Genomic DNA, 26,061 nt, shown 5'->3' with positions numbered 1-26,061 from the left:
GTTTCCTCCTCAGGCCTCTCGGGTGCGCAGCCGTGGGTCGATCAGGCGGTACGACAGGTCGACGGCGGTGTTGACGACGGTGTAGACCAGGCCGGCCACCAGCACGATGCCGATGACCAGCGGCAGGTCCTTGTTGCGGACGGCGGTGACCGCCAGCGTGCCCAGGCCCTGCCGGGAGAAGACCGACTCGACGACCACCGCCCCGCCGATCAGCGAGCCGGTGAGCCAGCCGACCAGCGTCGCCACCGGCAGCAGTCCGTGCCTCAGTCCGTGCCGCAGCCGGACGGCCGCCTCACCGACGCCGCGGGTGCGGGCGGTGGTGACGAAGGGCTCGTCCAGGGTCTGTTCCAGCCCTCGGCGGAGCACCCGGGCGATCACCGCGGCGGGTGCGGCGGCGAGGGCGAGCGCGGGCAGCACGAGGCCGTCGATGCCGGGTGCGCCGAGGGCGGGGAACCAGCGGAGCTTGAACGAGAACACCCCGAGCAGCAGGGTGCCGAGCCAGAAGGCGGGCACCGCCACGCCCAGGCCCTCCAGCAGGGAGACCGGGGTGCGGACCCAGGGCCGGCGGCCCGCGCCGAGCAGGGCCGCCGGCACGGCGATCACTACGGTCACCACCACGGTGGCGGCGAGGAGTTGGAGGGTGGAGCCGAGCTGCTGGCCGATCGCGGTGCGCACCGGCAGGTGCAGCACGTACGAGTCGCCGAGGTCGCCCTGGAGGATGTGGAGCAGGAAGGTGAGGTACTGGAGTGCCAGCGGGCGGTCCAGGCCGTACTCCCGGACGATCTCGGCCCGCAGCCCGTCGCTGCTGGCCCGCAGGCCGGTGAGCAGGTCGACCGGGTCGCCGGAGGTGAGGTGGAGGGCGAGGAACGCGACGGTCACCGCGCCCCACAGCACCAGGACGGAGCCGCCCAGTCGGCGGGCGACGGCGCCGATCACCGCGACAGCCAGGCGTCGGCGAAGTTGGGGAAGCTCTGCTGCTCGAAGACGACGCCGTGGACCTTCGCGGAGGTGCCCAGCACGTAGGCGTTGTTGAACAGGGGCAGGATGGCGACGTCGTCGGTGACCTTCTGCTGGACCTCGGCGTAGAGGCTGTTCTGCTTCTGCGGGTCGCCCGCGGCCAGCGCCTCGGCGAGCTTCGCGTCGACGCCGGCGTCGTGGTAGCGGGCCGCGTTGTTGTCGATCTTGGTGGTGGGGATGTGCGCGCTGCCGAAGATCAGCCGCAGGCCGTCCGGCGAGAAGTTGTTGTTGCTGCTGTTCAGCAGGTCGTAGTCGCCCGCGAGGACGCGCTTGACGTAGCTGCCGGCGTCCAGGTTCTGGTTGCGCAGCTCGATGCCGAGCTGCTTGGCGGCGGCCTGGATCTGGGTGGCCAGGGCGACGTGCGGTCCGAAGTAGTCCCCGACGTAGAGGAAGTCGAGGGTCAGGCGCTTGCCGTCCTTGGTGCGGTAGTTCTCCGCGTCCCGGGCCGTCCAGCCGGCCTCGTCGAGCAGCGCGGCGGAGGCCGCCGGGTCGTACGTGTACTGGTCTGCGACGGCCTTGCTCCAGCCGGGTGTGGTGGGGGAGAGCGGGCCCTGGGCGGCCGGGTACACCCCGAAGTAGAGCTTCTCGACGATCAGCGGCCAGTCGATGCCCGCCCGCAGCGCCTTGCGCAGCCGGACGTCGCTGAGCGCGCCCTTCTCGGTGTTCGGGTTGTAGCTGAACGGGACTCCGGGGGCGACGGCGCTCTGCACGGCGAACCCGGGGTCGGCCTTCAGCTTGGCGACGTTGACCGGCGCGATCGCCGAGGCGGCGTCCGCCTGGCCGCTCGTCAGGGCGCCCAGGCGCGAGGAGTTCTCGGGGACGACGCGGACGGTCAGGCCGTCGAGGTGGGCCGGGCCCTGGTTGGCCGCGCCCTCGGGCGCCCAGGCGTAGCCGTCGCGGCGCTGGTAGGAGATGCCCTGCTGCGGAGTGAACCCGGCGGCGCTGGCGAACGGCCCGGTGCCGACGATCTTCGAGCAGAGTGCCTTGGGGTCACCGGTCAGCGTGGCGGGGGACTCGATGCCCAGACCCGGGGAGGCGAGCCCGGAGAGGAAGGAGGAGGCGGGGGCGGCGAGCGTGACCTCCACCGTGTGGTCGTCGACCACGGTGGTCGAGCGGTAGTTCTCGATCAGCTGCGCGGCACCCGCGGACTTGGTGGTCGGGGCCACCACGTGGTCCAGGTTGGCCTTCACGGCGGCGGCGTCGAAGGGCGTGCCGTCGCTGAAGGTGACGCCGGGGCGCAGGACGAACGTGTAGGTCCGTTGGTCGTCGGATATCTTCCAGGACTTCGCGAGCCAGGGGTGGACGGCACCCTTCTCGTCCTGCCAGACCAGCGAGTCCAGCACCGCGCGGGAGAAGAGCGCGTCCGCCTGCCCCTGGTGCGGGTCGAGGCAGGTCGGGCCGTAGGGGACGGCCAGGGTGAGCGTGCCCCCGGCCTTCGGCGGACCGGCGGCCGCCGGGTCGGCGGCGCCCTTCGCGGTCCTGGAGCAGGCGGCGGCCAGCGGCAGGAGGGCGGTGAGGGCGGCGACGGCGACACCGGGTCTGGACGTGAACCGCCGGGTGCGGGGGGCGGTTCGCAGCCGCTCGGCGGTGGCGGCAGCAGCGGTGGCGGTTCCGGCGGTACCGGTGCTGGTGGTGGCGGTGCCGGCGGTACCGGTGCTGGTGGTGGCGGTGCCGGGCGTGGCAGTGTCGGGCGTGGGCATGGCAGGGCTTCTTTCCGAGGCGCGGGATCGGCGGCCTGGGCCGCCGGGTTGACGTGTCGGGATCGCCGCGAGGGCCGCCGCACCCGCCCCTCGGTCAGCGCGGGGCGGTGCGGTGGCTCAACGCGGCGAAGGACACAGCGCGCTGTCGGTACGGGAGAGGTCGATCGCCCGGCGGGTGGCTGTAAGCAGCAGGCGCATGCCTGGCAGGCCACGGCTGGCGGACACTCCGTACTCCTCGGACTGCGGCTCCGGAACCGGAGCGTCGATGAACCGTCAGCGGTTGCGGTGAGCCATCTGCATCCCCGGCCTGCTGACCTTGACAGTTAATCAGACTGAACTCGCTTGTTCAATCTTTGTCCGGGCACCGGGATGCAGGGCGCGGCGCAGCGCGTCGACCTGGGTGGCCAGCGAGTGCCGGCTCGCCGCCGCCTGCGGGTCCTTGATGTCGAAGCCGTGGTAGGCCCCGGGGAACACGTGCAGTTCCAACGGCACCCCGGCGCGGGCCAGCCGGAGGCCGAATTCGATCACCTCGTCCCGGGACAGTTCCAGGTCCCCGACCGACAGGTAGACCGGGGGCAGCCCGCTCAGGTCCTCCGCCCTGGCCGGCGCGGCGTGGGCGGGCACGTCGGGGTGGCCGGGCGGCAGCGGGTGCAGATAGGCGCCCCAACCGGCCAGCGAGGCAGTCCGGTTCCAGGTGCGCGGGTCCAGCGCGAGCCGGCTGGACGCAGTGGTGTGCCGGTCGTCCAGCACGGGGGCGTGCAACAGCAGCAGGCTCGGCAGCGGGCCGCCGCGGTCGCGCAGCGCCAGCGTCAGTCCGGCGGCGATCGCCGCCCCGGAGCTGCTGCCCGCCACCGCCACCCGCAAGCCGTCCACGGCCAGCCGCTCTCCGTTCAGGCGCAGCCAGTTCAGGGCCGTCAGGCAGTCCTGCCGCGCGGCCGGGTAGGGGTGCCGGGGTGCCAGCCGGTAGCCGACCGAGACCACCACCGCCCCGGAACCCTCGGCGTACAGGTCGCACAGCGGGTCGAACCACTCCAACCGCTCGCCGGCGGTGAATCCGCCGCCGTGCACGAACAGCACCGCGGGCCGCTCCGGGGCGGGGGTGGTCGGCCGGTAGATCCGGACGGGCACCGGCGGCGCGCCCGGGTCGAGCGGGTCGCGCACCACCAGGTCCTCCCGCTCGGGCGCGGCCGCGCCGGGCCGCAGCGCTGCCATGCCGGAAACGGGGGAGACGAAGCCTCCCAGCAGCTCCGGGTCCAGTCGGCGAGTGATGTCCTGCATGGGTTCTGGCCTTCTTCCTGCGGCGGCGGTCGGATGATCGACGGCATACAAAATTGAACTCATGAGTTCAAGTGAGTTGTAGCAGTTATCTGTGCGCTACCGTAGGTATGTGACCGAAAGTGGACGCTCGACTGCTGGGCGCGGCCGGATCGACAAGCGCAGCGCCATCCTCGAAGCCGCCGTCAAGGTGTTCACCCGGGAGGGCTACGCCCAGGCCGGCATCGACACCATCGCGGCGGTGGCCGGCGTGGCCAAGCCCACGGTCTACAACCACTTCGGGGACAAGGAGAACCTGTTCCGGATCGTGATGCGGGACGGCGCCGAGCGCACCTCCAACCGCATCATCGCCGCCCTCGCGAGCCTCCCTGACGACGGTCAGGACCTGGAGGGCGAGCTGGAACGCGTCGCCCACCGGGTGATCGAGTGTCAGCTCGGCGACGAGGGATGGGGGCTCCAGCGGCTGCTCTACGCGGAGGCCGCCCGGCTCCCCGATCTCTACGACCAGGTGGTGGCCCGGGGCTCCCAACCGGTGCTGGACGTCCTCTGCGGCCGGCTCGCCGGCCTGGCCAACCGCGGTCACCTCGATCTCGACGACCCCGCCGTGGCGGCCACCCAGTTCATCGCCCTGGTCTCGGGCAACCTCCCCGGCCTGTCCGCGCTCGGCACCCGCCCCGTCGACCGCGCCGACCTCGACGCCGCCGTCCGCACCGGGGTGGACGCCTTCCTCCGCGCGTACGGCACCCAGCGCCGCCGCCGCCCCCGCCGGGGCTGACCGGCGGGCGCAGCCGCCAGGTGTTCCGGCGGCAGGCTGGGCCCGGGGTGCGTGGCCGGGGCCGACCCCAGCACCGCCGGCATCGGGTGGGACCGGGCGCTCAGGCCCGCGCGTGCGCGGACGGTCGGACGGTGCTGCGGGTGCTGCGGGTGTGCGGGCCGGTGAAGTGCAGGAACTCGTCGGTGACCGCTCCGGCCCGCAGCAGTTTGCGGTCGTCCTGGTAGCTCATGGACATCAGCCACGGCGACGCCGTCCCCTGCCGGGGGAGGTCCGCGAGCGAGCGCCTGACGTAGCCGGCGTCGAAGTCCAGGAGGGGGCGGGTGGGCATGTCGGGCTCGGGGACCGCCCGGGCGGTGTCGTACCCGTGCTCGTCCATGTGTCGGAGCAGGCGGCAGAAGTACTCGCAGACCAGGCCGACCTTGAGGGTCCAGGAGCTGTTGGTGTAGCCGATGGCGAAGGCGAAGTTGGGCAGGTCGCCGAGCATCATGCCGCGGTAGGCGACGGTCTCGGGGAAGGAGATTTCCCGTCCGTCGACGGTGAGGTCCATGCCGCCGAAGAGCTGCAGGTTGAGGCCGGTGGCGGTGACCACGACGTCGGCCCGCAGTTCGCGTCCGCTCGCGAGCAGGACGCCGGTCTCGGTGAAGCCGGCGATCGCCTCGGTCACGACCGAGGCCCTGCCGTCCCGGATCGCGGTGAACAGATCCCCGTCGGGTGCCAGGCACAGCCGCTGGTCCCAGGGGTTGTACGGCGGGTTGAAGTGCTCGTCGACGGGATAGTCCTCGGGCAGCAGCCTGGCGTTGGCGGAGCGGATGTACCTGCGGCCGGCGTTCGGGAACCGTCGCAGGAGCCGCCAGATCAGCCGCTGGACCGCGATGTTCCTGCGCCGGGTCAGCGCGTAGCCCCGTTCCGGGCCGAACACCTTCTGCAGGCGGTTCGCGAGGGCGTCGCGGCGCGGCAGGGCCATGATGTAGCTCGGCGTGCGCTGGAGCATCGTCACGTGCTCCGCGGTCTCGGCCATGGCGGGCACCAGGGTGACCGCGGTGGCGCCGCTGCCGATCACCACCACCCGCTTCCCGGCGTGGTCGAGGTCCTGCGGCCAGTGCTGCGGGTGGACGATGTCCCCGGAGAAGCGTTCGCGGCCCTCGAACACCGGGGTGAAGCCCTGGTCGTAGCGGAAGTAGCCGCCCGCGCAGAAGATCCAGCCGGCCGTCAGCCGCGTGCGCTCGCCGGTGCCGGTGTGCAGCACCTCGACGGTCCAGCGGGCCGTCCGCGAGGACCAGGCGGCCGCCAGCACCTTCTGCTGGTAGCGGATGTGGGGCTCCAGGACGTTCTCCGCGACGGTCTCCCGCAGGTAGGTCAGGATCCGTGGGGCCGCGGCGATCGCCTCCTGGTCCCGCCAGGGCTTGAACTCGTAGCCGAAGGTCTGCAGGTCGGAGTCGGAGCGGACGCCCGGGTAGCGGAACAGGTCCCAGGTCCCGCCGGCGGCCGCCCGGGCTTCGAGGACGGCGAAGGACTTGCTGCCGTGCTGCTGGAGATAGCGCCCCGCGCCGATGCCGGAGATGCCGGCTCCGACGATGAGCACGTCGACGTGCTCGGTGGGAAGGCGGTCTCCCATGGTTCGATCCTCCTCGATGAGACCAGAGGCCCGTGGTCGCCGACGGGACGGCCCCGTGAACGGGCACGACGCGATTGCTCGTCGCGCCATGCTGCACTATGCACCATGGGCTCGGAGGGGGCTCCTCCCGCGCCTGCGGCGGGCTCTGTCCCGCACCCGGGACGGCCCCACGACGTTCTCGGCGGCGGTCCGTGGGCGGGCACGACGAAGCTCCCGGCAGTCATCGGGTGGTCACGGTTCGTGACCCCGTCTGCCGGGAGCTTCGTCGTGCGGTACGGCCCGGGTGCCTCAGTGGCCCCCGTCCGGCGGCACCCAGGAGGAGGCTCCGCGGGTGAGCCGCCTCCCGGGCGCGGGGGGAGGGATCAGCAGGGGAAGGTGCCGCTGTAGAGGGCGTGTCCGTAGGAGGAGCTGCCGGAGCCGAAGCCGTAGACGCCGTCGTCGCTCCAGACCGCCTCGCGGAAGCCGCTGACGCAGGTGGAGGTCGGCGCGATCGCGAAGCCCTCCAGGTTGTCGGCCGGCATGACGGCCGGGTTGGTGTAGGTGACGTCGGGGACGATCGCGCCGGTGGCGTTGACCTTCATCAGGGTGTGCGTCTCGCCGCAGGTGTTGTCGCAGGTCGCGATGATGCGCTGGGTCCCGGCGTCGAAGGTCACGTCCATCACGGAGGCCTTGCCGGTCGCGATCGTGCCGAAGGTGATGAACGTGCCGTCGGAGTTCAGGCCGTACACGTGCAGGCTGCCGTCCCACTCCAGACCGGCGAAGAACAGGCCCGAGCCGTGCAGCGGGTAGTTCGCCGGGTTGTAGGCGGCGCCGGTGAGCGGGTCGACCCAGCCGTTGGCGGTCAGCCAGCTGTCCGGGACGTGGCCGACGCCTTCGAAGCCGAGGTTGGCGTCGTCCTTGCTGCCGGTGTTCAGCTGCGGGAACTGCGAGGTCATGTCCCACTGGTGGATCGGCGTGAGCGTCGAGCCGGTCGCGGCCGGATCGAACTCCATGATCGTGTCCTTGGGGACCGTGTTGTTGGAGTTGTCGCGCTCGGAGGTCACGTAGATGTGGCCGTTGCCGCCGACCGTCAGGCCCTCGGAGTCCGGCTGGCCGGAGCCGCCCGCGAAGTGGATCTGCTTGCCGGTCGCGCTCCAGGTCGCGTCCGGGATCCACTTGCCGCCGCTCTTCACCAGCTTGTACAGCCAGTTCTTGTTCTTGGCGGCCCACAGCACCGACGGGTTCGCCGGGTCGAACGCCAGGCCGCTCACGTCACGGCCCTCGGGGCCGGTGGACGTGGTGAACGCGCAGACGTTGTCGGCGATGGTGACGTCCAGCCCGCCCGGCCACGCCAGGGTGCCCGTCGGGGTGGAACCCGTACCGCTGGGCGCCTCGGGGGTGCAGCCGCTGGTCAGCGCACCGCCGCCACCGAGCAGCTGCCCGGTCTGGCCGCCGCCACCGCCGCTGCCCGAACAGGAGTTCACGCCGCCGAGCGTGGCGGTCGCGGCGGTCCGGAACCAGCCGGTGCCGTTCGCGCAGCGCTCGTCCGACGGCTTGGCGCCGTTGGTCGCCCAGGTCACCGAGTCGATGGTGCTGCCGTTGCCGTCGATCAGGAAGACCGAGTCGTTGTCGCCCAGCCCGAGGGTGGAGTTGAAGGTGACGTAGCCGCCTGCGGGGATGCTCGTCGCACTCGGCGAGGAGGACGAGATCGACACCGGGGAGTGCGTGGTGTCGTTGTCGACGTACTTCCACGACCCGATGCTGACCGCGCCGGTGCCGCCGTTGTACAGCTCCACGGTGTCCGCGCCGTCCGAGGTGACCTCGTTGATCCGCACCCGGCTCGCCGCCGGGAGCGAGGACGGGCAGCCCGCGGCGTTGGCGGCGCCGAACGTCGTCGCCACGGTCGTGGTCACCCACGCCCCGGCGCCGTCGCCGCCGCAACGGGCCATCGCCGGCTTCGCGGCGTTGGTCGCCCACTCGACGCGGTCGACCACCGTGCCGTCGGCCGTGTAGATCACCAGCTTGTCCGAGTCACCCAGCCCCTTGGGCGAGTTGAAGGTGACGAAGCCGCCGGCCGGGATCGTGGTGGCGGTCGGGCTGAACGACTGCGGCGAGAAGCCGTCGTCGGACATCTTCCAGCCGCTGATGCTCACTGCGGTCGAGCCGGAGTTGTACAGCTCCACCGTGTCGTTGTTCGACGAGGTGACCTCGTTGATCCGGATGTTCTGGTAGCCGGCCGGGTCCGCGGCGGCCGCGGGCTGCGCGGCGAGTATCCCGGTGACGAGGAATCCTGAGAACGTCAAAGCCGCGGCGCAGACGGAGGCGACGCCGGTACGCGAGTGTGAGGTAGGCACGAGGCCGAACTCTGACGGCGCAACATGGAACCGGCGTGTACTGCGGCTGAATGCCACCTGCTGGCCACCGGAACGCCAGGCGCGCGCGGTCACCACGCGACGCGCGGTCACCACGCGACGCGCGGTCACCACGCGACGCGCCGGCATCGCCGGGGGCTCGGTCGGACGCACGTCGGGCCGTCGTCGGGCCGTCGTCGGGCCGTCGCCGGGTCGGCGGCGGCCGTCGCGCGCCCGGGCGACTCGGATCAGCTCGTCCGGTCCGCCGTCCGGGTGCGCGGAGACGGGAGGCGGAACAGGCCTCTCAGCCTGCGGAGCGCCTCCCGGTCGCCGGCGGCGGTCGCCGCGCCCGTCTCCATCGCCTCCGCCATGGTGAGGGTCTGGTCGGTCAGCCGGAGGAACGCCTCCCGGCCGATCGTGACGGTCGCGTCCGGGTGCTGGGCCGGGCCGTGCAGCGCCTCGACGGACCCGTCGGCGATCCGGGCATGGAACAGTTCGTCGTCGATGCGGAACTCGTAGACCGCGTGGAGCCCGGCGGCGGCCTCGGCGTCGAAGCAGGCCCGCAGGCCGAGTACGGCCCAGCCGGGGTGGAAGGTCTCGTCCTGGCGCCGTTCGCCCATCGCCCACTTCAGGCCCCACCGGGCGAGCTGCAGGATCGCCGGCCCGAGTTCCTCGCCCGCCTGGGTGAGGGCGTACGCGGGGGTTCGCGCGGGCGGGGGGAGCACGATCCGGTGCGCGAGCCCCTCGCGTTCCAGGTGCTTCAGGCGGGCGGCGAGCAGTCCGGTGCCGAGGCCGCGCAGGCTGGCCTGCAGGTCGCCGTACCGCTTGGGGCCGGTCAGAAGTTCGCGGATCAGGAGCAGCGTCCAGCGCTCCCCGACGAGGTCGAGGGTACGCGCGGTCGCGCAGTACTGGTTGTACGTTCGCTGTTCCACTTCGTCATTCTAGGGTCCTGCGCGAGCAATCCGATCGGTACCGGCGGCCGGCGTCGACAGCGGACTCCCTTCTCTCAGCCCAGTTGCTCGGCCAGCGCGAGGATGATTCCGCTCGGCCCGCGGAGGTAGCAGAGCAGGTAGCTGTCCTCGAAGCGCGTCACCTCGCCGACGAGTTCGGCGCCGTGCGGCCGGAGGCGGGCGAGGGTGTCCTCGAGGTCGTCGACGGCGAACATGACGCGGTGCAGGCCCCGGGTGTTCGCCGGGGTGACCGCCGGCTCCGGCGTGATCGCCTTCGGGGAGTGGTACGTCGCCAGTTCGAGCCGGCCCGGGGCGTCCGGGATCCGCATCATCGCGATCTCGCTCCGCATGTCGTCGAGCCCGACGACCTCTCCCGCCCAGCGTCCCTCGATCGGCATCCTGCCTTCCAGCTCCATGCCGAGTTCGGTGAAGAAGGCGACGGCGGCGTCGAGGTCGTCGACGACGATGCCGACGTTGTCCATGCGCTGAATGGTCATGAGCCCGAGGATAGGTGCCAGGTCCGACAGTGCCGGCTCGGCCGGCCGTCCGACCCGTCAGCACTCCTTCTTCCGGTGGTAGGGGTCGACGGGGGCGACGTCGGCCCAACCGGGGGTCGTCCCGGACAGGCCGTCCGGCGACACCGGGGAAGTGCTTCGGCTTCCACACGAGGGAAACCGACTTCGCGTCACCTGTCCGTGGAAGGACGGGCGTGGAGGAGTATCCGGTGTCCCAGGCCCAGGGGCCGTGCCAGGCGCCGTGGACGAGAACGAACGTGGTCGTCGGGGATCCTCCGGACGAGTGGGGGCTGCACCCGGTCGGCGGATTCCGCCGGGGCGGCGGCTTCTTGGTCGGTGGCCCGGCGGGGCGTTCTCCGAATCGGCTGTCAGGCCGACTGCCGGTGCGTGGATCTGATGGTACGTCATTGACTTCTTGATTTTGAAGTGCCAGATTCTGAATCAGGTAGCAATGAGGGGAGTTCAGGATGACCAAGGCGCGGTACACGGCGCAGGCGCACGTCACCGGTGGCAGGAACGGCCACGGCCGCACGCACGACGGCCGGCTGGATCTGGAGCTGCGGCAGCCCGAGGAGCTGGGCGGGGACGGCGAGGGCGTCAACCCCGAGCAGCTGCTCGCGATCGGCTTCGCGGCCTGCTTCGGCACGACGCTCGCACTGGTCGGGCAGCGCGGCGGGCTCAAGGCGGACGACGTGGAGATCGACTCGTCGGTCTCACTGGTCCCGGCCGACGGGGGACGCCTTCAGCTGGCCGTCGAGCTGCGGATCGAGTTGCCCTCGGTCACCGCCGAGCAGGCGGTCGACCTGGTCAGGACGGCCCACCAGGTCTGCCCGTACTCCGGTGCCACCCGGGGCAACATCGACGTGGCCCTGGTGGTCGGCGGCACCCGGGTGTGACAACCCGCCCGCTCCCCTCGCCGAGGGGAGCGGGCGGCACCACCGGAGATGGGCGCCGTACGCCCGGCGGCCGGCTCCCCTCCGCATCCAGGGCAGGGGACAGGCCGGTCCACCAGGTTTCGTCCCCGCGATCGAAGGCACACTGGCCGACATGCCTCTCTCGCTGCATCACATCGTCATCGACGCCCACGACCTGCCCGCCCTGGCCCGGTTCTGGGCCGCCGCGCTGGGCTGGCAGATCCTGTCCGAGCGGGAGCGGGAGGTCGTGATCGGGCCGGACGCCACGTCGCCGGTGGGCATCTGCTTCATGCCGGTGACGGACCGCAAGGCCACCAAGAACCGTCTGCATCTCGATCTCACCTCCGCCGCGGAGGACCGCGAGGACGAGATCGAGCGCATCCTCGCCCTCGGCGCCCGTCGGGCGGACGTCGGGCAGCGCGGCAACGAGTCGTGGACCGTGCTGGCCGATCCGGAGGGGAACGAGTTCTGCGTGGTCCGGCCGAAGGAGACCCTCATCGGCTGACGGCCCTGGACTCCGCCGCATCCCCGGACCGTCGGGCCATGACCGCCGTCCGTCCCTGTCGGCCCGGGGATTCGATCTAGGCCATGAACTGGCCTAGATCCCTCCTATCGTTTCTCTTGTCGACGGAACAGACGGAACAGACGGAACAGCACCTCACGAAGGCGGAGAATCATGACCGAGACCACCACCCTCACCCCGGCCCTCACCGGCGAGCGCGCGGATCTGCTGGAGCAGCTCGGCAAGGCGCGGTTCTTCCTGCGCTTCACCGCGAACGAGCTGTCCGACGCGCAGGCCGCCGAGCGCTCCACCGTGAGCGAGCTCTGCGTGGGCGGGCTGGTCAAGCACGTCACCGGCGTGGAGCAGAGCTGGCTCGCGTTCATCCTCGAAGGCCCGTCCGCGATGCCCGACTTCACCGCCATGACCGAGCAGGACCTGGCCGACCGCCGGGACAGCTTCAAGCTGCTGCCCGGTGAGACGCTGGCGGGGGTGCTCGCCGACTACGCCGAGGCTGCCCGCCGGACGGACGAGCTGGTCGCCACCCTGCCCGACCTGGATGCGTCCCATCCGCTGCCGAAGGCGCCCTGGTTCGACGGCGACGTCCGGTGGTCGGCCCGCCGCGTCCTGCTCCACATCATCGCCGAGACCGCCCAGCACGCCGGTCACGCCGACATCATCCGCGAGGCCCTGGACGGCGCCAAGAGCATGGGCTGACCCTCCCCGTACGAGCTGCGGCCCGGCCACCGCCGGGCCGCAGTCGCGCTCGCGGCCTCCCCCTGCCGCGCCGTCCCGTCGGTCCCCGTCGGTCCCCGTCGGTCCCCGTCGGTCCCCGTCGGTCCCCGTACCGTGTGCCGGCTGCCTGGGATCCGGGCGGGCAACCGTCGCCCCGGAGCGGGAGCGGGTGATGGTCCGGGGCGGCAGGGCTGCTCCCGCCAGGCGCTCGGCGCGAGTCGGTGAACCCGGCCACCGGGCCGGGGTCCCGTGGGAGGATCACAGGCAGGGGACGGCCGAGGTGAGGGGATGCGCCGTGTGCACCGTGTTCGTGAGTTTCGATCCCGGCTCGCCGGTGCCGATCCTGGTTCTCGCCGCTCGGGACGAGTACGCCGACCGGGCGTGGCTGCCGCCGGCCCGGCACTGGCCGGACCGGCCGCGGCTGCTGGGCGGCCTCGATCTGCTGGCGGGCGGCACCTGGCTGGCCGTCGACCCGGGCGGCGCGGGCCGGGTGCCCCGTCTCTCCTGCATCCTGAACGGGTTCGGGGTTCCCGCCGAGCCGGCCGGCCGTCTCTCGCGCGGAGAACTGCCCCTGTTGGCGGCGCAGGGCGACGACCTCACCGACCGCGACTGGGCGCGCTACGACCCATTCCACCTGATCACCGCCGGGCCGGACGCGGTGTCCATGCTGGGCTGGAGCGGCACCGAGCTCACCCGCCGGGCGCTGGAGCCGGGGCTGCACGCCGTGATCAACGACGGGATGGAGGGCCTCGCCGAGCACCGTACGTCCTCGCAGCGCGCCTCGCGGATGATGGCCGCCCGGCTCGCGTACTTCCGGCCCCGGCTGGCGGCCGTCCACCGGCCGGAGCCGCCGGCCGCTTCCGCCCCCGGGGCCGTCGCCCCGACCGCCGACGTGTGGGGCGACTGGGCGCCGATCGCGGACGGCGACGGGCTGGACCGCACGGATCCGGCCGCCCTCGTCCAGCGCCGCGACTTCGGCGAGGGCCGGATCTGGGCGACCACCTCGCTCGCCCTGGTCGGGCTCGGCCGCGGCGCGGTCCGCTACGACTTCAACCCGGCGCCGGGGAACGCCGCCTGGTACCCGGTCGACACCCGGCCGGCCGGCGACTGACCACGCTGCAGGCCGACCCCTCCTACGCCGCCGTGGTGGACGTCATCGGGCACCACTACCCCTGCGAGGGCACCAACGGCGGCACCGGCGACACGGGAACCGCCTGCAACCGTCCGACGCCCGCCGGCGCGACCGCCCTCGACAAGCCGATCCGGGCCAGCGAGAACGGCTCCCTGGACCTGAACGGCGGCGCCGCCCCGCAGATCCGCACCATCACCCGCGGCTACGTGGACGGGAGGATCACCGCCACCTTCAACTGGCCGCTGATCGCCGCCACGCCGATCGGCGCCCAGCAGCAAGGCCCTCGACACCGCCGACGGCTCCCTCGCCAAGGGTGCCCAGATCGTCCAGGCCGCCCCCTCGGCCGGCGCCACCACCCAGCAGTGGACGCTGGTCGGCGTGCAGTTCCCCTGACCGAACCCCGAACCCCGACCCCCGGCCCTGCCGCGACCGGCAGGGCCGGGGCCTCAGCGCGCGGTCGCGCCGGGGACGATGACGTCGAGCGACTTCGGCAGGATCCGGACCTCGGCCGGCAGCGGGCCGACGTACTCGCCGTCCGCGTACGCGTTGATCCCCGGGGACTCGATGCGCAGCGAGGCCGTACGGTAGGTCTCCACCTCGGAGCGCCGCACGTGGGTGCCCTTGAACACGGTCGGGAAGAAGCGCGCCACCCGCAGGCGGGGCATGGCGTGCACGAGGGTGACGTCGAACAGGCCGTCGCTGCGGTCCGCCCCCGGGCAGATCACCATCCCGCCGCCGTAGCTGCGGGTGTTGCCGATCGCCGCCAGGGTGAGCGGGCGGTCGACGACCGTGCCGTCCGCCAGCACCAGCCGAAACGGCAGCGGCCGCAGGTTGGCGAACTCGACCAGGATGGCCAGGTTGTAGCGCATCCGGCCGTGCGGCCAGCGGAGCCGGTTGGTCCGGTCGCTGACCAGCGAGTCGAAGCCGGTGGCCAGCACCGAGCCGAAGATCCGGACGGTGCCGTCGGCGGCCTCGATCCGGCCGAGGTCGACGGTCTCCACCCGCCCGTCGACGATCACGTCCGCCGCTGCCTCGGGGTCCTTCAGCGGGATCCCGAACTCGCGGGCGTGGTCGTTGCCGGTGCCGGCCGGGATCACGCCGAGCGGCACACCGCTGCCGGCGAGGGCCTGCAGGGCCAGGCTGATCATGCCGTCGCCGCCCGCGACCACCAGGGCGTCGGTGCCGCGGGCGACCGCCTCGCGGGCCAGTCGAAGGGAGTCCGCGGCGTCGGCGCCGGCGGTGGCGAGGACCTCGACGCCGCGCTCGCGCAGCCGGTCGGCCGCCCGCCGGGCGGCCTGCTCGGCCCGGCCGCCGCCCGCGGCCGGGTTGGTCAGCAGGGTGACCTTGCGGATCGGCCCGGCGGCCGCCGGCCCGCTCACGGGATGAGCTTGCCGGGGTTGAGGATCCCGGCCGGGTCGACGGCGTCCTTGACGGCCCGGAGGATCTTCACCCCGAGGTCGCCGATCTCCCGGGTCATCCACGGCAGGTGGTCGGTGCCGACCGCGTGGTGGTGGGTGATGGTGCCGCCGTGCGCCAGGATGGCGTCGCCCGCCGCCTGCTTCGCCCGGCCCCACTCCTTGAGCGGGTCGCCCTGCTGGGCCGCCACGACGGTGAAGTAGAGCGAAGCGCCGGTCGGGTAGACGTGCGAGATGTGGCACATCACCAGGGAGGACGAACCGCTCTCGCGCAGCGCGCCCTCCAGGGCCGAGGTCACGGCGGCCTTCAGCGCGGCCAGGCCGGCCCAGCTGGTGGCGGTCTCCAGGGTCTCGCAGAGCGCGCCGGCGGTGAGCAGCGAGTCGCGCAGGTACGGCGCGTTGAAGCGGCCGTGCTCCCAGGCCTTGGCGGCCTCCTCGCCGAGCGAGGTGCCGCCCGCGGCCAGCAGGACCTCCCTGGTCCGCAGGTGGCGGGCGGCCGCCTGCTCGGGGGTGCCCTCGAAGACGGTCACCGCCAGGCAGCCGCCGGTGACCTGGGCGCCGCCGATCCGGTCGGTCATCGCCAGGTTGATCGCGGTCTCGGTCTCGTCGGAGATCCGGATCACGGTCGGGCCGGTGCCCTGCTGCTCGACCTCGCGCAGCGCGGCGGCGCCGGTCGCGAAGTCGGGGAAGCTCCAGGCCTCGTGGATCTTCACGGCGGGAGTGGGGTGGACCCGCAGCCGGACGGCGGTGATGACGCCCAGCGTGCCCTCGGAGCCGAGGAACAGCTGGCGCAGGTCGGGGCCGGCGGCCGAGGCCGGGGCGCGTCCGAGGTCGATCGCGCCGGACGGCGTGAGCACCCGCAGCCCGCGGACCATGTCGTCGAAGCGGCCGTGGCCCGCCGAGTTCTGGCCGGAGGACCGGGTGGCCGCGAAGCCGCCGACGGTCGCGTACCGGAAGCTCTGCGGGTAGTGGCCGAGCTCGTACCCCCGGGCGGCGAGCAGCGCCTCCGCCTGCGGCCCGGTCAGGCCCGCGCCGAGGACGGCCTCGCCGGAGACCTCGTCCAGCGACTCCAGGCGGTCGAAGCGCCGCAGGTCGAGCGAGATGACGGCGGTGAAGCCGCCGCGGACCGGGTCGACGCCGCCGACCACGCTGGTGCCGCCGCCGAACGGCACGATCGCGATCCGCCGCTCGGCGCAGAGCGCCAGGAGCGCGGTGATCTCGTCCTCGCCGCCCGGGAGCACGACGGCGTCCGGGGCGTCCTGGACCTCGCGGCTGCGGCGGCGCAGCAGGTCGGGGGTCGACTTGCCGCCCGCGCGGGGCAGCCGGTCGGCGTCGTGGCTGCTGACGTGCGCGGCGCCGACGATCGCGGCGAGGGCGTCCAGGTCCTCCTGCGGCAGGGCGGACGGCCGCAGGACGACCTCCTCGGCGGTGGGCGCGGGGTGGTCGGCCGGCGTCACCCCGAGCGCCTGCTCCAGCAACCCCCTGATGTCCTCGGAGAGCGGCTTGGCGAGGTCGGGGTCGCCCCAGGCGTCCCACTTCATCGGGGGCAGCGGCAGGGTGGCGGGCGTCCGGTCCGGTCCGGTTGGCGCATCGGGTGTCATGCGTTACAGTTTTACACATCATGTCAAGTAGTAATGCTGACCCGCAGAGCGTCGACGACGCCATCCTCGACGCGGCCGCCGAGCTGATCACCCACCTCGGCGCCCGCCGCACCCAGCTGGCCGAGATCGCCCGCCGGGCGGGGGTCAGCCGGCCGACCGTCTACCGCCGCTGGCCGGACGTCCGCGCGGTCGTCGGCGCCCTGCTGACCCGCGAGATCGCCACCACCCAGGCACAGGTCGTCCGGGCCGGCGACGACCGCGAGTCCGTGGTCGCCTGGATCGTCGAGGTCGCGTTGCGGATCCGCGACCACCCGGTGCTCGGCGCGCTGCTGCACTCCGACCCCGAGGTCCTCTTCGAGTACGTCACCGAGCGGCTCGGCACCAGCCAGCGCGGCCTGCTCGACGCCCTGTGCGGCGCGCTGGTGCTCGGCCAGCGGCACGGCTCGGTGCGCGCCGGGGAGCCGACCGAGCTGGCCGCGATGGTGCTGCTCATCGCCCAGTCCACCGTCCAGTCGTACCGCATGGTCGCCCAGCTGCTTCCCGAGGAAGCATGGCGGCGCGAACTGGCCAGAGCCCTGAACGGATACCTCGCGCCATGACCCCAGCCACCGGCTCGACCGCACTCGACGGCCGCCGCCGCGCCCGCGACCTCGACGAACTCGCCGCCGGCGGCGGCCGGATCGACGTCCTGGTGATCGGCGGCGGGGTCACCGGCGCCGGCACGGCCCTGGACGCCGCCTCGCGCGGGCTGCGCACGGTGCTGGTCGAATCCCGCGACCTGGCGTTCGGCACCAGCCGGTGGAGCTCCAAGCTCGTCCACGGCGGCCTGCGGTACCTGGCCTCCGGCCGGATCGGGGTGGCCCGGGAGAGCGCCGTGGAACGCGGCATCCTGATGACCCGCACCGCCCCGCACCTGGTGCGCGCCCTGCCCCAGCTGGTGCCGCTGCTGCCCTCGACGGGACGCGGCCGGGCCGCGCTCGTCCGCGCGGGCTTCCTGGCGGGCGACGTCCTGCGGCTGAGCGCCGGCACGCCGGCCCGGGTGCTGCCGCGCCTCCGCCGGGTCGGCGTGGCCGAGACCGCGGAGCTGGTGCCGGCCGTGCGCCGGGAGGGGCTGACCGGCGCGCTGGTCGCCCACGACGGCCAGCTGATCGACGACGCCCGGCTGGTCGTCGCGATCGCCCGGACGGCGGCGCAGCACGGCGCCGCGGTACTGACCCGGGTACGGGCGGACGAGGTCACCGGCACCTCGGCGCTGCTCACCGACACGCTCACCGGGCAGACGCTGCGGGTGTCGGCCCGGGCCGTCGTCAACGCCACGGGCGTGTGGGCCGGCGAGGTCGACCCCTCGATCCGGCTGCGGCCCAGCCGCGGCACCCATCTGGTCTTCGACGCGGCGGCTTTCGGGCACCCCTCGGCGGCGCTGACCGTGCCGGTGCCCGGATCGACCAGCCGTTTCGTCTTCGCGCTGCCGCAGCAGCTCGGACGGGTGGTGGTCGGCCTGACCGACGAGGACGCGCCCGGCCCCGTCCCGGACGAGCCGGAGCCGACCGAGGGCGAGATCTCCTTCCTGCTGGACACCGTCAACACGGCCCTGCGACGGCAGTTGACCCGCGACGAGGTGCGCGGCGCCTTCGCCGGGCTGCGTCCGCTGATCGACACCGGCGGCGGCAGCACGGCCGACATCTCCCGCAAGCACGCCGTACTGGAGTCGCCCTCCGGGGTGCTCACCGTCGTCGGCGGCAAGCTGACCACGTACCGCAGGATGGCCCAGGACGCGGTGGACGCCGTCCTGCGGGCGCGCGGCCTGGCCGCCGGGCCGTGCCGGACGGCGGACCTCCCGCTGGTCGGGGCCCCGCGGCACCGGGACAGCGCTCCGCTGCCGGGCGAGGACGTACCGGCTTCGCTGACCGCGCGTCACGGCGGGGCGTCACGGGCGGTGCTGGACGCCGCGACGGTCGCCCGCCCGCTGGAGCCGGTCGCCCCCGGGATCGAGGTCACCCGCGCCGAGGTGGAGTTCGCGCTGACCCACGAGGGCGCGCTGGACGCGGCCGACGTCCTGGACCGCCGCACCCGGATCGGACTCGTCCCGGCCGACGCCGAGCGCGCCCGACCGGTGGTCGAGGAGATCGTGGCCGCCCACCGGGGCTGACGCGTCGTCCGGCCCCGACCCCGCACCGGCCCCGTCCCGTCCCGGCCGCCGGCGCCCGCCCGGGGCCGCTCAGGTCAGCACGGGCAGCGAAGCAGGCCCCCGGACCAGGCGCGTCCGCCGCCAGCGGAGTTGATCCGCCGGCACGGCCAGCCGCAGCCGGGGGAAGCGCGTGAGGACGGCGCGGAGGGCGATCTCGGCCTCGGCCTGCGCCAGCGGGGCGCCGAGGCAGCGGTGGATGCCGTGGCCGAAGGCGAGGTGCCCCGCGGCCGCCCGGTCGAGGTCGAGCAGGTCGGGCGACGGGAACCGGCCCGGATCCCGGTTGGCGGCGCCGATCGCGACCAGCACGGGCAGGCCGGCCGGGATCTCGACGTCCCCCAGGGTGACGGGCTCCGTGCTGAACCGGAAGGTGGAGGTGCTGACGGGGGAGTCGAAGCGCAGCAGCTCGTCCAGTGCGGTCGCGATGCCGTCCGGGTCGCTGCGCAGGCGCTCCAGCTCGGTGGGGTGCTGGAGGAGCGCCAGGACGGCGTTGCCGAGGTGGTTGGTGGTGGTCTCGTGTCCGGCGACGAGCAGGAGCGCGGCCAGGGACACCAGTTCCTCCTCGCCGAGGCTGTCCCCGCCGTCGCGGGCCGCGATCAGGCGGTCCAGCAGGGCGTTCCCCGGCCGTCGCCGCCGGTCGGCGACGAGGTCGGTCAGGTAGCCGGCCACGGCGTGCGAGGCGGCGTCGACCCGGTCGGGGGCCCCGGCGGCGAACAACTCGTCCGACCAGTGCCGTACCTGGGCCCGGTCGGCCTGCGGCACCCCGAGCAGCTCACAGATGACCGCGACCGGCAGGGGCGCCGCCAGATCGGTCACGAAGTCGGCCTCGCCGCCGACGGGCCAGCGGTCCAGCAGCTTGTCGGTGGTCTCCTGGATGAACGGACGCAGGGCTGCCACCGCGCCCGTGGTGAAGGCCTTGGCCACCAGTTTGCGCAGCCGGGTGTGGTGGGGCGGGTCGGTCGCCAGCATGGTGTGCGCCACCGCGGGGTGCAGGCGCCGTCGCGATTCCCTGCCGGCGAAGAAGGCGGCGGTGTCCTTGGAGAGCCGCGGGTCGGCGAATGCCTGCCGGGCTTCGGCGTACCCGGTGACCAGGTAGCTGCTGTGCCCGCCGGGGCCGGTGGGGAAGGGCTGGACCGGGCCCGCCGTGCGGATGTCGGCGTAGGCGGCGTAGCCGGCGTATGGGTCGCGCGGGTTTCGATCGCCGGTCGGCTCGTTCATGGGCTCGGGACTCCAAGTGGTTCAGGCAGCCACCATCGGCGGCCCGCAGATCTCGCACCGGGCGTCGGCTGCCCCCGGAGCGGCCATTATCCGTCCTGCCGTCGATGATCTTGTGGAGCGAAGGGCACCGTAGAATGCGCCGCGTTCGGATGATCGGAAGATCATCACTGATACATCGGGGGATGCTGATGGAACTTCGGGACATCGAGATCTTCTTGGCGCTGGCCGAGGAACTGCACTTCGGCCGGACCGCCGAACGGCTGCGCGTCACCCCGGCCCGGGTCAGCATGGCCATCAGGAAGCAGGAACGCAGCGTCGGGGCGATGCTGTTCGAGCGCACCAGCCGCACCGTGCGGCTGACCGAGGTCGGCCGGCAACTGAGGGACGACCTGCGGCCGTGCTACCTGGGGCTGCAGGAGTCGCTGGAGCGCGCGCGGATGGCCGCCCAGGGAGTGAGCGGGCGGCTGCGCGTCCTGATGATGCCGTTCAACGTCGGGGACCTGCACATCTACTGGAAGACCTTCCGCAAACGGCACCCGCAGTGGGAGCTGCAGGTCCGACTGTCGAGTCTGGAGGACCCGTTCGGCAAGCTGCGCGACGGCGAGTGCGACGTCTTCGTCGCCTGGCTGCCCGTCGAGGAGCCCGACCTGACCGTCGGCCCGACCCTGTTCACCGATCCCCGCATCCTCGCCGTCTCGGCCGACCACCCCCTGGCCGGGCGGTCCTCCGTCCCGCTGGAGAACCTCGCCGACTTCCCGAACGCCACCGGCCGGATCGGACTGGACTACTGGGAGGAGGGCTACATGCCCTTCAGCACACCGCGAGGCCGTCCGATCGAGCGCGCGCACCAGGTGGCGGACTCCTCCGAACTGATCGACATGGTCACCATGGGCGAGATCATCCAGCCCTTCCCGAGCCACGTCACCCGGTACTGGGGCATGCCAGGCGTCCGCTGGCTGCCGATCCAGGGCCTCTCCCCCCTCTCCTTCGTCCTGGTGTGGCGGACCGAGGCCGAGAACGACCTCGTCCGCGCCCTCGCCGCCACCGTCCGCGACCTCGGCGCGTTCCGCTTCTGACCGCACCCCCCGGACGGCCTGCGGCATCGTGAACACCTGGGTTAACGAACGTTGCGAGAACCGTCGTTGTTCGCGCCGGCCGCCAGGGTCAGGCTGAACGGCATGAACATCACCTCCACCACGGTGGCTTTGGAGGTCGGCGACCCGGCCGCCTCCAGTCGCTTCTTCACCGAGCACCTCGGGTTCCGGGAACTCCTCCGCACGGACGACCTCATCCAGCTCGAACGGGACGACGGCGCCGCCGACATCCTGCTGGTCACCTCGGACACCGCGGTGGCCCCCGGACCGCCGCTCACCGGGTTCGTGTCCTTCACGGTCACCGGAATCGCCGAGGCGGCGGCCCGACTCGTCGCGGAGGGGGTCACGGTGACCTCGCCGCTGGCCCTGCAGCCCTGGGGCGGGTGGACGCTGGGGCTCGTCGACCCCAACGGCATCGACGTCCAGCTCGCCGAGTGGAGCGCGCCCGCCGGCGCGGCCCACCCCGCCGAGGACCGCACGGCCGAAGGAGCAGGCCGTGACTGACCTCTCCCCGTCATCGGCCGACGGCCCCGACACGGCGGACAAGGCCGAAACCGCCGGGACGGTCTGTGCCCTGCGGACCGCCTACGAAGACCGGAAGGTGCTGGAGCGCGGCGACTTCGCGGTGATCGCCGACACCGTGTTCGGCCTGCTGCTCCCGCCGGCGCGGGGATGACCCCGTAGTGCTGGCGGCGGCCTCGTTGTCCGCCGCGCCTGACCCGCCGCAGCGCCGGCCACGGTCGGCTGGGACTTCCTGTAGGCGAGCCGGTGGGCGCTCATCCGCCCGCCGACCGCCCCGCCGCCCGGGCGGCTAACCCTTCCCGGCGCAGACGGGCCGCCATCGAGCGGGTCGCCTCCCCGCGGGGCGCGACACCGCCGGCCGAGCCGCCGGAAGCCGCCGCCGGCGGGCCTGCCAAGGCCCGCCGGTTGCCTCACCCGTGCGAGTGGATCCCGGCCGCCGGTGGGCGGAGTGCGCGCAGGGCGTCGGGGCTTCGCCGCGTCGTGCCCGGAAGCTGTGGCTGGACGCCCGATGGCCCGGGCGGCGGGCGGGTGCCCCGGCGACGGGGTGCCGGCGTCGTCGGTGGTCACCCGGTGCGCCGACCGGAGCCATGACGACGAGAGGCAGAGTGGGCCGAATGTCCCTGTTCAGTGCTGATCCAAGACCGGAGTCCGTGCGCGCCGCCGGCGGCCGAGGCCGTTCCGGCCTCGGCCGGGCCGGGGTGGCGGGCGCCGCGAGTGTGGCGCTGCTGCTGGCGCTGCCCGGCGTCGCGTGGGCCGCTCCGGGTGACCTGGACCCCGGGTTCGGTACGGGCGGCAAGGTGACGACGGACTTCGGCGGCAGTGGGGACGCGGCCACCGCGGTGGCGGTGCAGGCGGACGGCCGGATCGTCGCCGCGGGCGTGAAGGACGGTGACTTCGCGCTGGCCCGGTACAACACCGACGGCAGTCCGGATGCCGGTTTCGGCACCGGGGGCAGGGTGACGACGGACTTCGACGGTGGCGGGGACGCGGCCAACGGGGTGGCGGTGCAGGCCGACGGCCGGATCGTCGCCGTGGGCGTCAGCGAGTCGAGCGCCGGCGGCAACTTCTTCAGCTTGGTGCGCTACAACACCGACGGCAGCCTGGACACCGGGTTCGGCGCCGGCGGCAAGGTGGTCACGGACTTCGGCGGCGGCGGCATCGACGAGGCCTTCGCGGTGGCGGTGCAGGCCGACGGCCGGATCGTCGCCGCCGGCCTGAACGGCGGCGACTTCGCGCTGGCCCGGTACAACACGGACGGCAGCCCGGATGCCGGCTTCGGCACGGGGGGCATGGTGCTCACCGACTTCGGCGGTGGCGCCGACGCCGTCCACGGCGTGGCGGTGCAGGCCGACGGCCGGATCGTCGCGGCCGGCTACACCGGGAACAACGTCGGCAACTACGACTTCGCGCTGGCCCGTTACACCAGCACCGGCGCTCTGGACACCGGGTTCGGCACCGGCGGGCGGGTGACCAGCGACTTCGGGGCCTTCGAGTCCGCCAACGGCGTGGCGGTGCAGGCGGACGGCCGGATCGTCGCGGCCGGCGTGACCGGCAACGACTTCGCGCTGGCCCGCTACACCGCCGCCGGGGCGCCCGACACCGGGTTCGGCACCGGCGGCCGGGTGACCACCGACTTCGGCGGGTCCGAGAACGCCCAGGCGGTGGCGCTGCAGGGTGACGGCCGGATCGTCGCGGCCGGGTTCGGCACCGCGGGCGGCAGCAACAACTTCGCCCTGGCCCGGTACAACACCGTCGGCGGGCTCGACACCGGGTTCGGCACCGGCGGCCGGGTGACCACCGACTTCGGCGGCTTCGACCAGGCCCACGGGGTCGCGGTGCAGGCCGACGGCCGGATCGTCGCGGCCGGCCTGACCGACAACGACTTCGCGCTGGCCCGCTACGAGGGCGGGGGCGGCGCGCCCGTGCCCACCGACGTGAACCTGTCGGTCACCAAGTCGGGGCCGGCCACCGTCAGTCTCGGCGACCTGGCCACCTACACCGTGAGGGTGAGCAACACCAGCAGCACCCTGTCGGCCACCGCCGTCACCCTGGCGGACACCCTCACCGGGCCCGCCGTCCTGCTCTCGGCCACACCCGGCACCGGGACCTGCACCACCTCCGCCGCCGGGGCAAGTTGCGCGCTCGGCACCCTCGCCCCGGGGGCGAGCGTCACCGTCACCGTCGTGGTCGAACCCACGGTCATCGGGACGCTCTCCGACCGCGCCACGGTCGGGGCGGCCCAGCCCGACCCGGTGCCGGCCGACAACAGCGCCACGGCTACCACCACGGTGAACAACGCCCACGGCTGCACGATCATCGGCACCAGCGGGGCCGACAACCTGTTCGGCACCAGCGGCAACAACGTGATCTGCTCGCTCGGCGGCAACGACATGGTCAGCGCGGGCGGGGGCAACGACATCGTCTACGCCGGCTCCGGGAACGACACGGTCGACGGCGGCAGCGGGAACGACACCCTCTACGGCGGGACCGGCAACGACACCCTGAACGGCTCCACCGGCGCCGACACGCTCAACGGCGGCCCGGGCAACGACACCCTGATGGGCGGCAACGACAACGACCAGCTGAACGCCGTCGACGGCGTGGCCGGCAACGACGCGGCCCACGGCGGCAACGGCTTCGACAGCTGCACCGTCGACCCCGGCGACACCGTCACCGGCTGCCCGTAACGACAGGGCCGAACCGAACCCGCGGGCCCGGCCGCCGGACGGCGGCCGGGCCCGCGGACGGCGTGTGCCCACTCGTACCTCGGGCTGTACGGGCGGGCACGCACTGCCCGGCGGCCCCGGGCTCACCAGCGTGGCCGCCTCCGCCGGTACGCAGGGTCGAAGCGCTGCATGTACGCGGTGTCGTCGCGCTCCCGGACCTCGCAGCGTAGGTGGTTCTCGTGCAGCCGGGCCAGCGCGTCGCGGTCCAGTCGTACCGCTCCGGCGCCGCGGGCGTGGCCCCGGTCCGCCTTGATATCGAACGCCGGCGCGCCGGCAGCGCCGGTGCCGCCTTCTGGACGCGCGTCATCCGATCGGGCACCCAGCGGGCGGATGCAGAAGTCGAGGGTCCTTCGGCCACGTCGGACATAGGGTGTGCGTCATGGAATCGCATGTGCTGGTCGTTGCCGATGTGTCCTGCAGCCCGGAGAACGCGGTCGAGTTCGGCCGGATCCTGCACGAGTTCGCCGGGGCCTGTCGCGAGGAACCCGGCTGTCTCTCCTACGAGGTGTTCCGCTCCGAGGAGTCGCCCCAGCGCTACGTGAGCATCGAGAAGTACGCCGACGCCGCCGCCTTCGCGGCTCACCGCGACTCCGACCACTTCCGTGAGATCGGCCTAGAGCGCGTCTTCAAAGGCGATGGGCTGATGAGCGATCATGTTGGTCGTGATTCGTCGTCATGAGCTGTCGGACGTGGAGTGGGAGGTGCTGTCCCGTCTCCTGCCGCGAGCGGGGACGGGACGGCCTCGGGCGGACGACCGGATGGTGCTGAACGGGATCGTGTGGAAGCTGCGGACCGGCTCGGCGTGGCGGGACGTGCCGGAGCGGTACGGCTCGTGGCAGAGCCTGTACACGCGTTTCCGCAGGTGGGCCTTGGACGGGACCTTCACCCGGATGCTGCGCTCGATCCAGGCGGAGAAGGACGCGGCCGGAGACATCGACTGGCTGGTGTCGGTCGACTCCACGATCGCCCGTGCCCACCAGCACGCGGCCGGCGGCCGCAAAGGGGGGCTCCCGACTGGGACAAAGCGGATGATCACGCCCTCGGTCGATCCCGGGGCGGACTGACCACGAAGCTCCACCTCGCCTGCGACGGGCGGGGACGCCCACTGGGCCTGGTGGTCACCGGCGGGAACGTCAACGACTGCACGCGCTTCGAACAGGTCATGGCCGACATCCGCGTGCCCCGCCTCGGGGCGGGCCGCCCGCGCACCCGCCCCGACCACGTCCTGGGCGACAAGGGCTACAGCTCCCGCGCCATCCGTACCTACCTCCGTCGGCGCGGCATCGCCCACACCATCCCGGAACGCGCTGACCAGGCAGCCGGCCGCCGCCGAAGGGGACGACACGGCGGACGGCCGCCCGGTTTCGACAGGGAGAAGTACACCCACCGGAACACAGTCGAACGCTGCTTCAACCGGCTCAAGCAGTACCGCGGCATAGCAACCCGCTACGACCAGACCCGCGAGTCCTACCAGGCCGCCGTCACTCTCGCCTCAACCCTGCTCTGGATCAACCTTTGAAGACGTGCTCTAGCCCGGCTGATGCCGCTGGCGATCGCACGCGACGTGCGGATGTACGACCAGCCGGCTGAGATCCCGGCCGCAGGACGTTAGCCGTCTCCCCGCCGACCGATCACCTCGGATCGCCGGCCGGCCGGCGATCGTCCCGCCTCCCGCGGGTCGCCGTGACCGGCCGGGCGCGGCCACGGGCCCTTGCAGTGATCAGGTGAGGCGCCGGCGTGGTTCGCCGGTCCGGTCGACTGACGAGCCGTCGGAGCAGAGCGAGTGGTCGAGTGGCTGTACTCGTGCACATGTCGCCGCCGAACCCTCCTCCGCGCCGGCATC

22 protein-coding genes and 3 pseudogenes are annotated in these 26,061 nt (G+C 73.1%); 14 read left to right on the top strand and 11 right to left on the bottom strand.

Annotation, left to right across the window (positions count from 1 at the left end; all coding sequences use genetic code 11):
• Window positions 1–9: 9 nt before the first annotated feature.
• From OG689_RS04650 to OG689_RS04640, 3 genes are all read right to left on the bottom strand, one after another.
• Window positions 10–936 (bottom strand): ABC transporter permease, encoded by a 927-nt coding sequence (locus tag OG689_RS04650; protein ID WP_266317954.1) that lies wholly within the window; start codon window positions 934–936, stop codon window positions 10–12.
• Window positions 933–2,717 (bottom strand): ABC transporter substrate-binding protein, encoded by a 1,785-nt coding sequence (locus tag OG689_RS04645; protein ID WP_266317952.1) that lies wholly within the window; start codon window positions 2,715–2,717, stop codon window positions 933–935. The genes OG689_RS04650 and OG689_RS04645 overlap by 4 nt, the downstream gene beginning before the upstream one ends.
• 327 nt (window positions 2,718–3,044) lie before the next feature.
• On the bottom strand, window positions 3,045–3,995 hold the full coding sequence (locus tag OG689_RS04640; RefSeq protein ID WP_266317950.1) for an alpha/beta hydrolase: 951 nt from the start codon (window positions 3,993–3,995) through the stop codon (window positions 3,045–3,047).
• 109 nt (window positions 3,996–4,104) lie between these two features.
• Between OG689_RS04640 and OG689_RS04635 the strand changes: the two genes are divergently transcribed.
• Window positions 4,105–4,767 (top strand): TetR/AcrR family transcriptional regulator, encoded by a 663-nt coding sequence (locus OG689_RS04635; protein WP_266317948.1) that lies wholly within the window; start codon window positions 4,105–4,107, stop codon window positions 4,765–4,767.
• Between the two features lie 100 nt (window positions 4,768–4,867).
• Here the strand turns inward: OG689_RS04635 and OG689_RS04630 are convergent, their stop codons facing one another.
• From OG689_RS04630 to OG689_RS04615, 4 genes are all read right to left on the bottom strand, one after another.
• The gene (locus OG689_RS04630; protein WP_266317946.1) at window positions 4,868–6,382 is read right to left on the bottom strand and encodes an NAD(P)/FAD-dependent oxidoreductase; all 1,515 of its coding nucleotides are present in this window, start codon (window positions 6,380–6,382) and stop codon (window positions 4,868–4,870) included.
• A gap of 362 nt (window positions 6,383–6,744) precedes the next feature.
• Entirely contained in the window at window positions 6,745–8,715 is a 1,971-nt protein-coding gene (locus tag OG689_RS04625) for a lamin tail domain-containing protein (protein ID WP_266317944.1), read from the bottom strand.
• A 245-nt stretch (window positions 8,716–8,960) separates the two neighbouring features.
• Complete coding sequence (locus tag OG689_RS04620; protein ID WP_266317943.1) at window positions 8,961–9,644, bottom strand: winged helix-turn-helix transcriptional regulator; 684 nt, start codon at window positions 9,642–9,644, stop codon at window positions 8,961–8,963.
• Between the two features lie 74 nt (window positions 9,645–9,718).
• The gene (locus OG689_RS04615) at window positions 9,719–10,159 is read right to left on the bottom strand and encodes a VOC family protein (RefSeq protein WP_266317942.1); all 441 of its coding nucleotides are present in this window, start codon (window positions 10,157–10,159) and stop codon (window positions 9,719–9,721) included.
• A 485-nt stretch (window positions 10,160–10,644) separates the two neighbouring features.
• On the opposite strand from OG689_RS04615, the gene OG689_RS04610 reads away from it, so the two are divergent.
• From OG689_RS04610 to OG689_RS45005, 5 genes and pseudogenes are all read left to right on the top strand, one after another.
• Window positions 10,645–11,073: an organic hydroperoxide resistance protein gene (locus tag OG689_RS04610; RefSeq protein WP_266317941.1), complete on the top strand. Its 429-nt coding sequence runs from the start codon at window positions 10,645–10,647 to the stop codon at window positions 11,071–11,073.
• Between the two features lie 151 nt (window positions 11,074–11,224).
• Window positions 11,225–11,596 carry a VOC family protein gene (locus OG689_RS04605; protein WP_266317939.1) on the top strand — a complete coding sequence of 124 codons (372 nt, stop codon included), beginning with the start codon at window positions 11,225–11,227 and terminating at the stop codon, window positions 11,594–11,596.
• Window positions 11,597–11,767: 171 nt separating this feature from the next.
• Window positions 11,768–12,307 carry a DinB family protein gene (locus OG689_RS04600; protein ID WP_266317937.1) on the top strand — a complete coding sequence of 180 codons (540 nt, stop codon included), beginning with the start codon at window positions 11,768–11,770 and terminating at the stop codon, window positions 12,305–12,307.
• Window positions 12,308–12,635: 328 nt separating this feature from the next.
• Entirely contained in the window at window positions 12,636–13,436 is an 801-nt protein-coding gene (locus OG689_RS04595; RefSeq protein WP_266317935.1) for an NRDE family protein, read from the top strand.
• Window positions 13,400–13,717 (top strand): annotated as a pseudogene (locus OG689_RS45005) (hypothetical protein); the annotation flags it as partial. The gene OG689_RS04595 and the pseudogene OG689_RS45005, both read left to right, overlap by 37 nt.
• A gap of 186 nt (window positions 13,718–13,903) precedes the next feature.
• On the opposite strand, the gene OG689_RS04590 reads toward OG689_RS45005, so the two are convergent.
• Together OG689_RS04590 and OG689_RS04585 are read right to left on the bottom strand one after the other, a co-directional pair.
• Entirely contained in the window at window positions 13,904–14,836 is a 933-nt protein-coding gene (locus OG689_RS04590; RefSeq protein WP_266317934.1) for a diacylglycerol kinase, read from the bottom strand.
• Window positions 14,833–16,413, bottom strand: a complete 1,581-nt coding sequence (locus OG689_RS04585; RefSeq protein ID WP_266326864.1) for an FAD-binding oxidoreductase — start codon at window positions 16,411–16,413, stop codon at window positions 14,833–14,835. The genes OG689_RS04590 and OG689_RS04585 overlap by 4 nt, the downstream gene beginning before the upstream one ends.
• An 80-nt stretch (window positions 16,414–16,493) precedes the next feature.
• Between OG689_RS04585 and OG689_RS04580 the strand changes: the two genes are divergently transcribed.
• Both OG689_RS04580 and OG689_RS04575 read left to right on the top strand, forming a co-directional pair.
• The gene (locus tag OG689_RS04580) at window positions 16,494–17,072 is read left to right on the top strand and encodes a TetR/AcrR family transcriptional regulator (RefSeq protein ID WP_266317932.1); all 579 of its coding nucleotides are present in this window, start codon (window positions 16,494–16,496) and stop codon (window positions 17,070–17,072) included.
• Window positions 17,069–18,622, top strand: a complete 1,554-nt coding sequence (locus OG689_RS04575) for a glycerol-3-phosphate dehydrogenase/oxidase (protein ID WP_266317931.1) — start codon at window positions 17,069–17,071, stop codon at window positions 18,620–18,622. The genes OG689_RS04580 and OG689_RS04575 overlap by 4 nt, the downstream gene beginning before the upstream one ends.
• Before the next feature lie 69 nt (window positions 18,623–18,691).
• Here OG689_RS04575 and OG689_RS04570 read toward each other — a convergent pair whose 3' ends face one another.
• Window positions 18,692–19,876: a cytochrome P450 gene (locus OG689_RS04570; protein ID WP_266317929.1), complete on the bottom strand. Its 1,185-nt coding sequence runs from the start codon at window positions 19,874–19,876 to the stop codon at window positions 18,692–18,694.
• Between the two features lie 182 nt (window positions 19,877–20,058).
• On the opposite strand from OG689_RS04570, the gene OG689_RS04565 reads away from it, so the two are divergent.
• The 4 genes from OG689_RS04565 to OG689_RS04550 all read left to right on the top strand — a co-directional run bounded on the left by OG689_RS04565 (window position 20,059) and on the right by OG689_RS04550 (window position 24,179).
• Window positions 20,059–20,952 (top strand): LysR family transcriptional regulator, encoded by an 894-nt coding sequence (locus OG689_RS04565; protein ID WP_266317927.1) that lies wholly within the window; start codon window positions 20,059–20,061, stop codon window positions 20,950–20,952.
• A gap of 102 nt (window positions 20,953–21,054) precedes the next feature.
• Window positions 21,055–21,474 (top strand): VOC family protein, encoded by a 420-nt coding sequence (locus OG689_RS04560; RefSeq protein WP_266317925.1) that lies wholly within the window; start codon window positions 21,055–21,057, stop codon window positions 21,472–21,474.
• Window positions 21,467–21,646 carry a hypothetical protein gene (locus OG689_RS04555; protein WP_266317924.1) on the top strand — a complete coding sequence of 60 codons (180 nt, stop codon included), beginning with the start codon at window positions 21,467–21,469 and terminating at the stop codon, window positions 21,644–21,646. The genes OG689_RS04560 and OG689_RS04555 overlap by 8 nt, the downstream gene beginning before the upstream one ends.
• Before the next feature lie 460 nt (window positions 21,647–22,106).
• Entirely contained in the window at window positions 22,107–24,179 is a 2,073-nt protein-coding gene (locus OG689_RS04550; protein ID WP_266317922.1) for a calcium-binding protein, read from the top strand.
• A 122-nt stretch (window positions 24,180–24,301) separates the two neighbouring features.
• On the opposite strand, the pseudogene OG689_RS04545 reads toward OG689_RS04550, so the two are convergent.
• Window positions 24,302–24,433: pseudogene (locus OG689_RS04545) on the bottom strand (glucarate dehydratase); the annotation flags it as partial.
• A gap of 164 nt (window positions 24,434–24,597) precedes the next feature.
• Here OG689_RS04545 and OG689_RS04540 point away from each other — a divergent pair.
• Both OG689_RS04540 and OG689_RS04535 read left to right on the top strand, forming a co-directional pair.
• On the top strand, window positions 24,598–24,897 hold the full coding sequence (locus OG689_RS04540) for an antibiotic biosynthesis monooxygenase (protein ID WP_266317921.1): 300 nt from the start codon (window positions 24,598–24,600) through the stop codon (window positions 24,895–24,897).
• Window positions 24,884–25,737: pseudogene (locus OG689_RS04535) on the top strand (IS5 family transposase). The gene OG689_RS04540 and the pseudogene OG689_RS04535 overlap by 14 nt, the downstream one beginning before the upstream one ends.
• The last annotated feature ends 324 nt before the right edge of the window (window positions 25,738–26,061 follow it).

The organism is Kitasatospora sp. NBC_00240 (assembly GCF_026342405.1).
GTDB lineage: Bacteria > Actinomycetota > Actinomycetes > Streptomycetales > Streptomycetaceae > Kitasatospora.
This window is presented reverse-complemented; position numbering and strand designations above follow the sequence as displayed.

Coding starts and splice junctions, on each gene's coding strand:
- OG689_RS04580 (WP_266317932.1), top strand. CDS start 16,494: ATGTCAAGTAGTAATGCTGACCCGCAGAGCGTCGACGACGCCATCCTC.
- OG689_RS04560 (WP_266317925.1), top strand. CDS start 21,055: ATGAACATCACCTCCACCACGGTGGCTTTGGAGGTCGGCGACCCGGCC.
- OG689_RS04600 (WP_266317937.1), top strand. CDS start 11,768: ATGACCGAGACCACCACCCTCACCCCGGCCCTCACCGGCGAGCGCGCG.
- OG689_RS04610 (WP_266317941.1), top strand. CDS start 10,645: ATGACCAAGGCGCGGTACACGGCGCAGGCGCACGTCACCGGTGGCAGG.
- OG689_RS04540 (WP_266317921.1), top strand. CDS start 24,598: ATGGAATCGCATGTGCTGGTCGTTGCCGATGTGTCCTGCAGCCCGGAG.
- OG689_RS04575 (WP_266317931.1), top strand. CDS start 17,069: ATGACCCCAGCCACCGGCTCGACCGCACTCGACGGCCGCCGCCGCGCC.
- OG689_RS04640 (WP_266317950.1), bottom strand. CDS start 3,995: ATGCAGGACATCACTCGCCGACTGGACCCGGAGCTGCTGGGAGGCTTC.
- OG689_RS04570 (WP_266317929.1), bottom strand. CDS start 19,876: ATGAACGAGCCGACCGGCGATCGAAACCCGCGCGACCCATACGCCGGC.
- OG689_RS04550 (WP_266317922.1), top strand. CDS start 22,107: ATGTCCCTGTTCAGTGCTGATCCAAGACCGGAGTCCGTGCGCGCCGCC.
- OG689_RS04630 (WP_266317946.1), bottom strand. CDS start 6,382: ATGGGAGACCGCCTTCCCACCGAGCACGTCGACGTGCTCATCGTCGGA.
- OG689_RS04565 (WP_266317927.1), top strand. CDS start 20,059: ATGCTGATGGAACTTCGGGACATCGAGATCTTCTTGGCGCTGGCCGAG.
- OG689_RS04645 (WP_266317952.1), bottom strand. CDS start 2,717: ATGCCCACGCCCGACACTGCCACGCCCGGCACCGCCACCACCAGCACC.
- OG689_RS04585 (WP_266326864.1), bottom strand. CDS start 16,413: ATGAAGTGGGACGCCTGGGGCGACCCCGACCTCGCCAAGCCGCTCTCC.
- OG689_RS04605 (WP_266317939.1), top strand. CDS start 11,225: ATGCCTCTCTCGCTGCATCACATCGTCATCGACGCCCACGACCTGCCC.
- OG689_RS04615 (WP_266317942.1), bottom strand. CDS start 10,159: ATGACCATTCAGCGCATGGACAACGTCGGCATCGTCGTCGACGACCTC.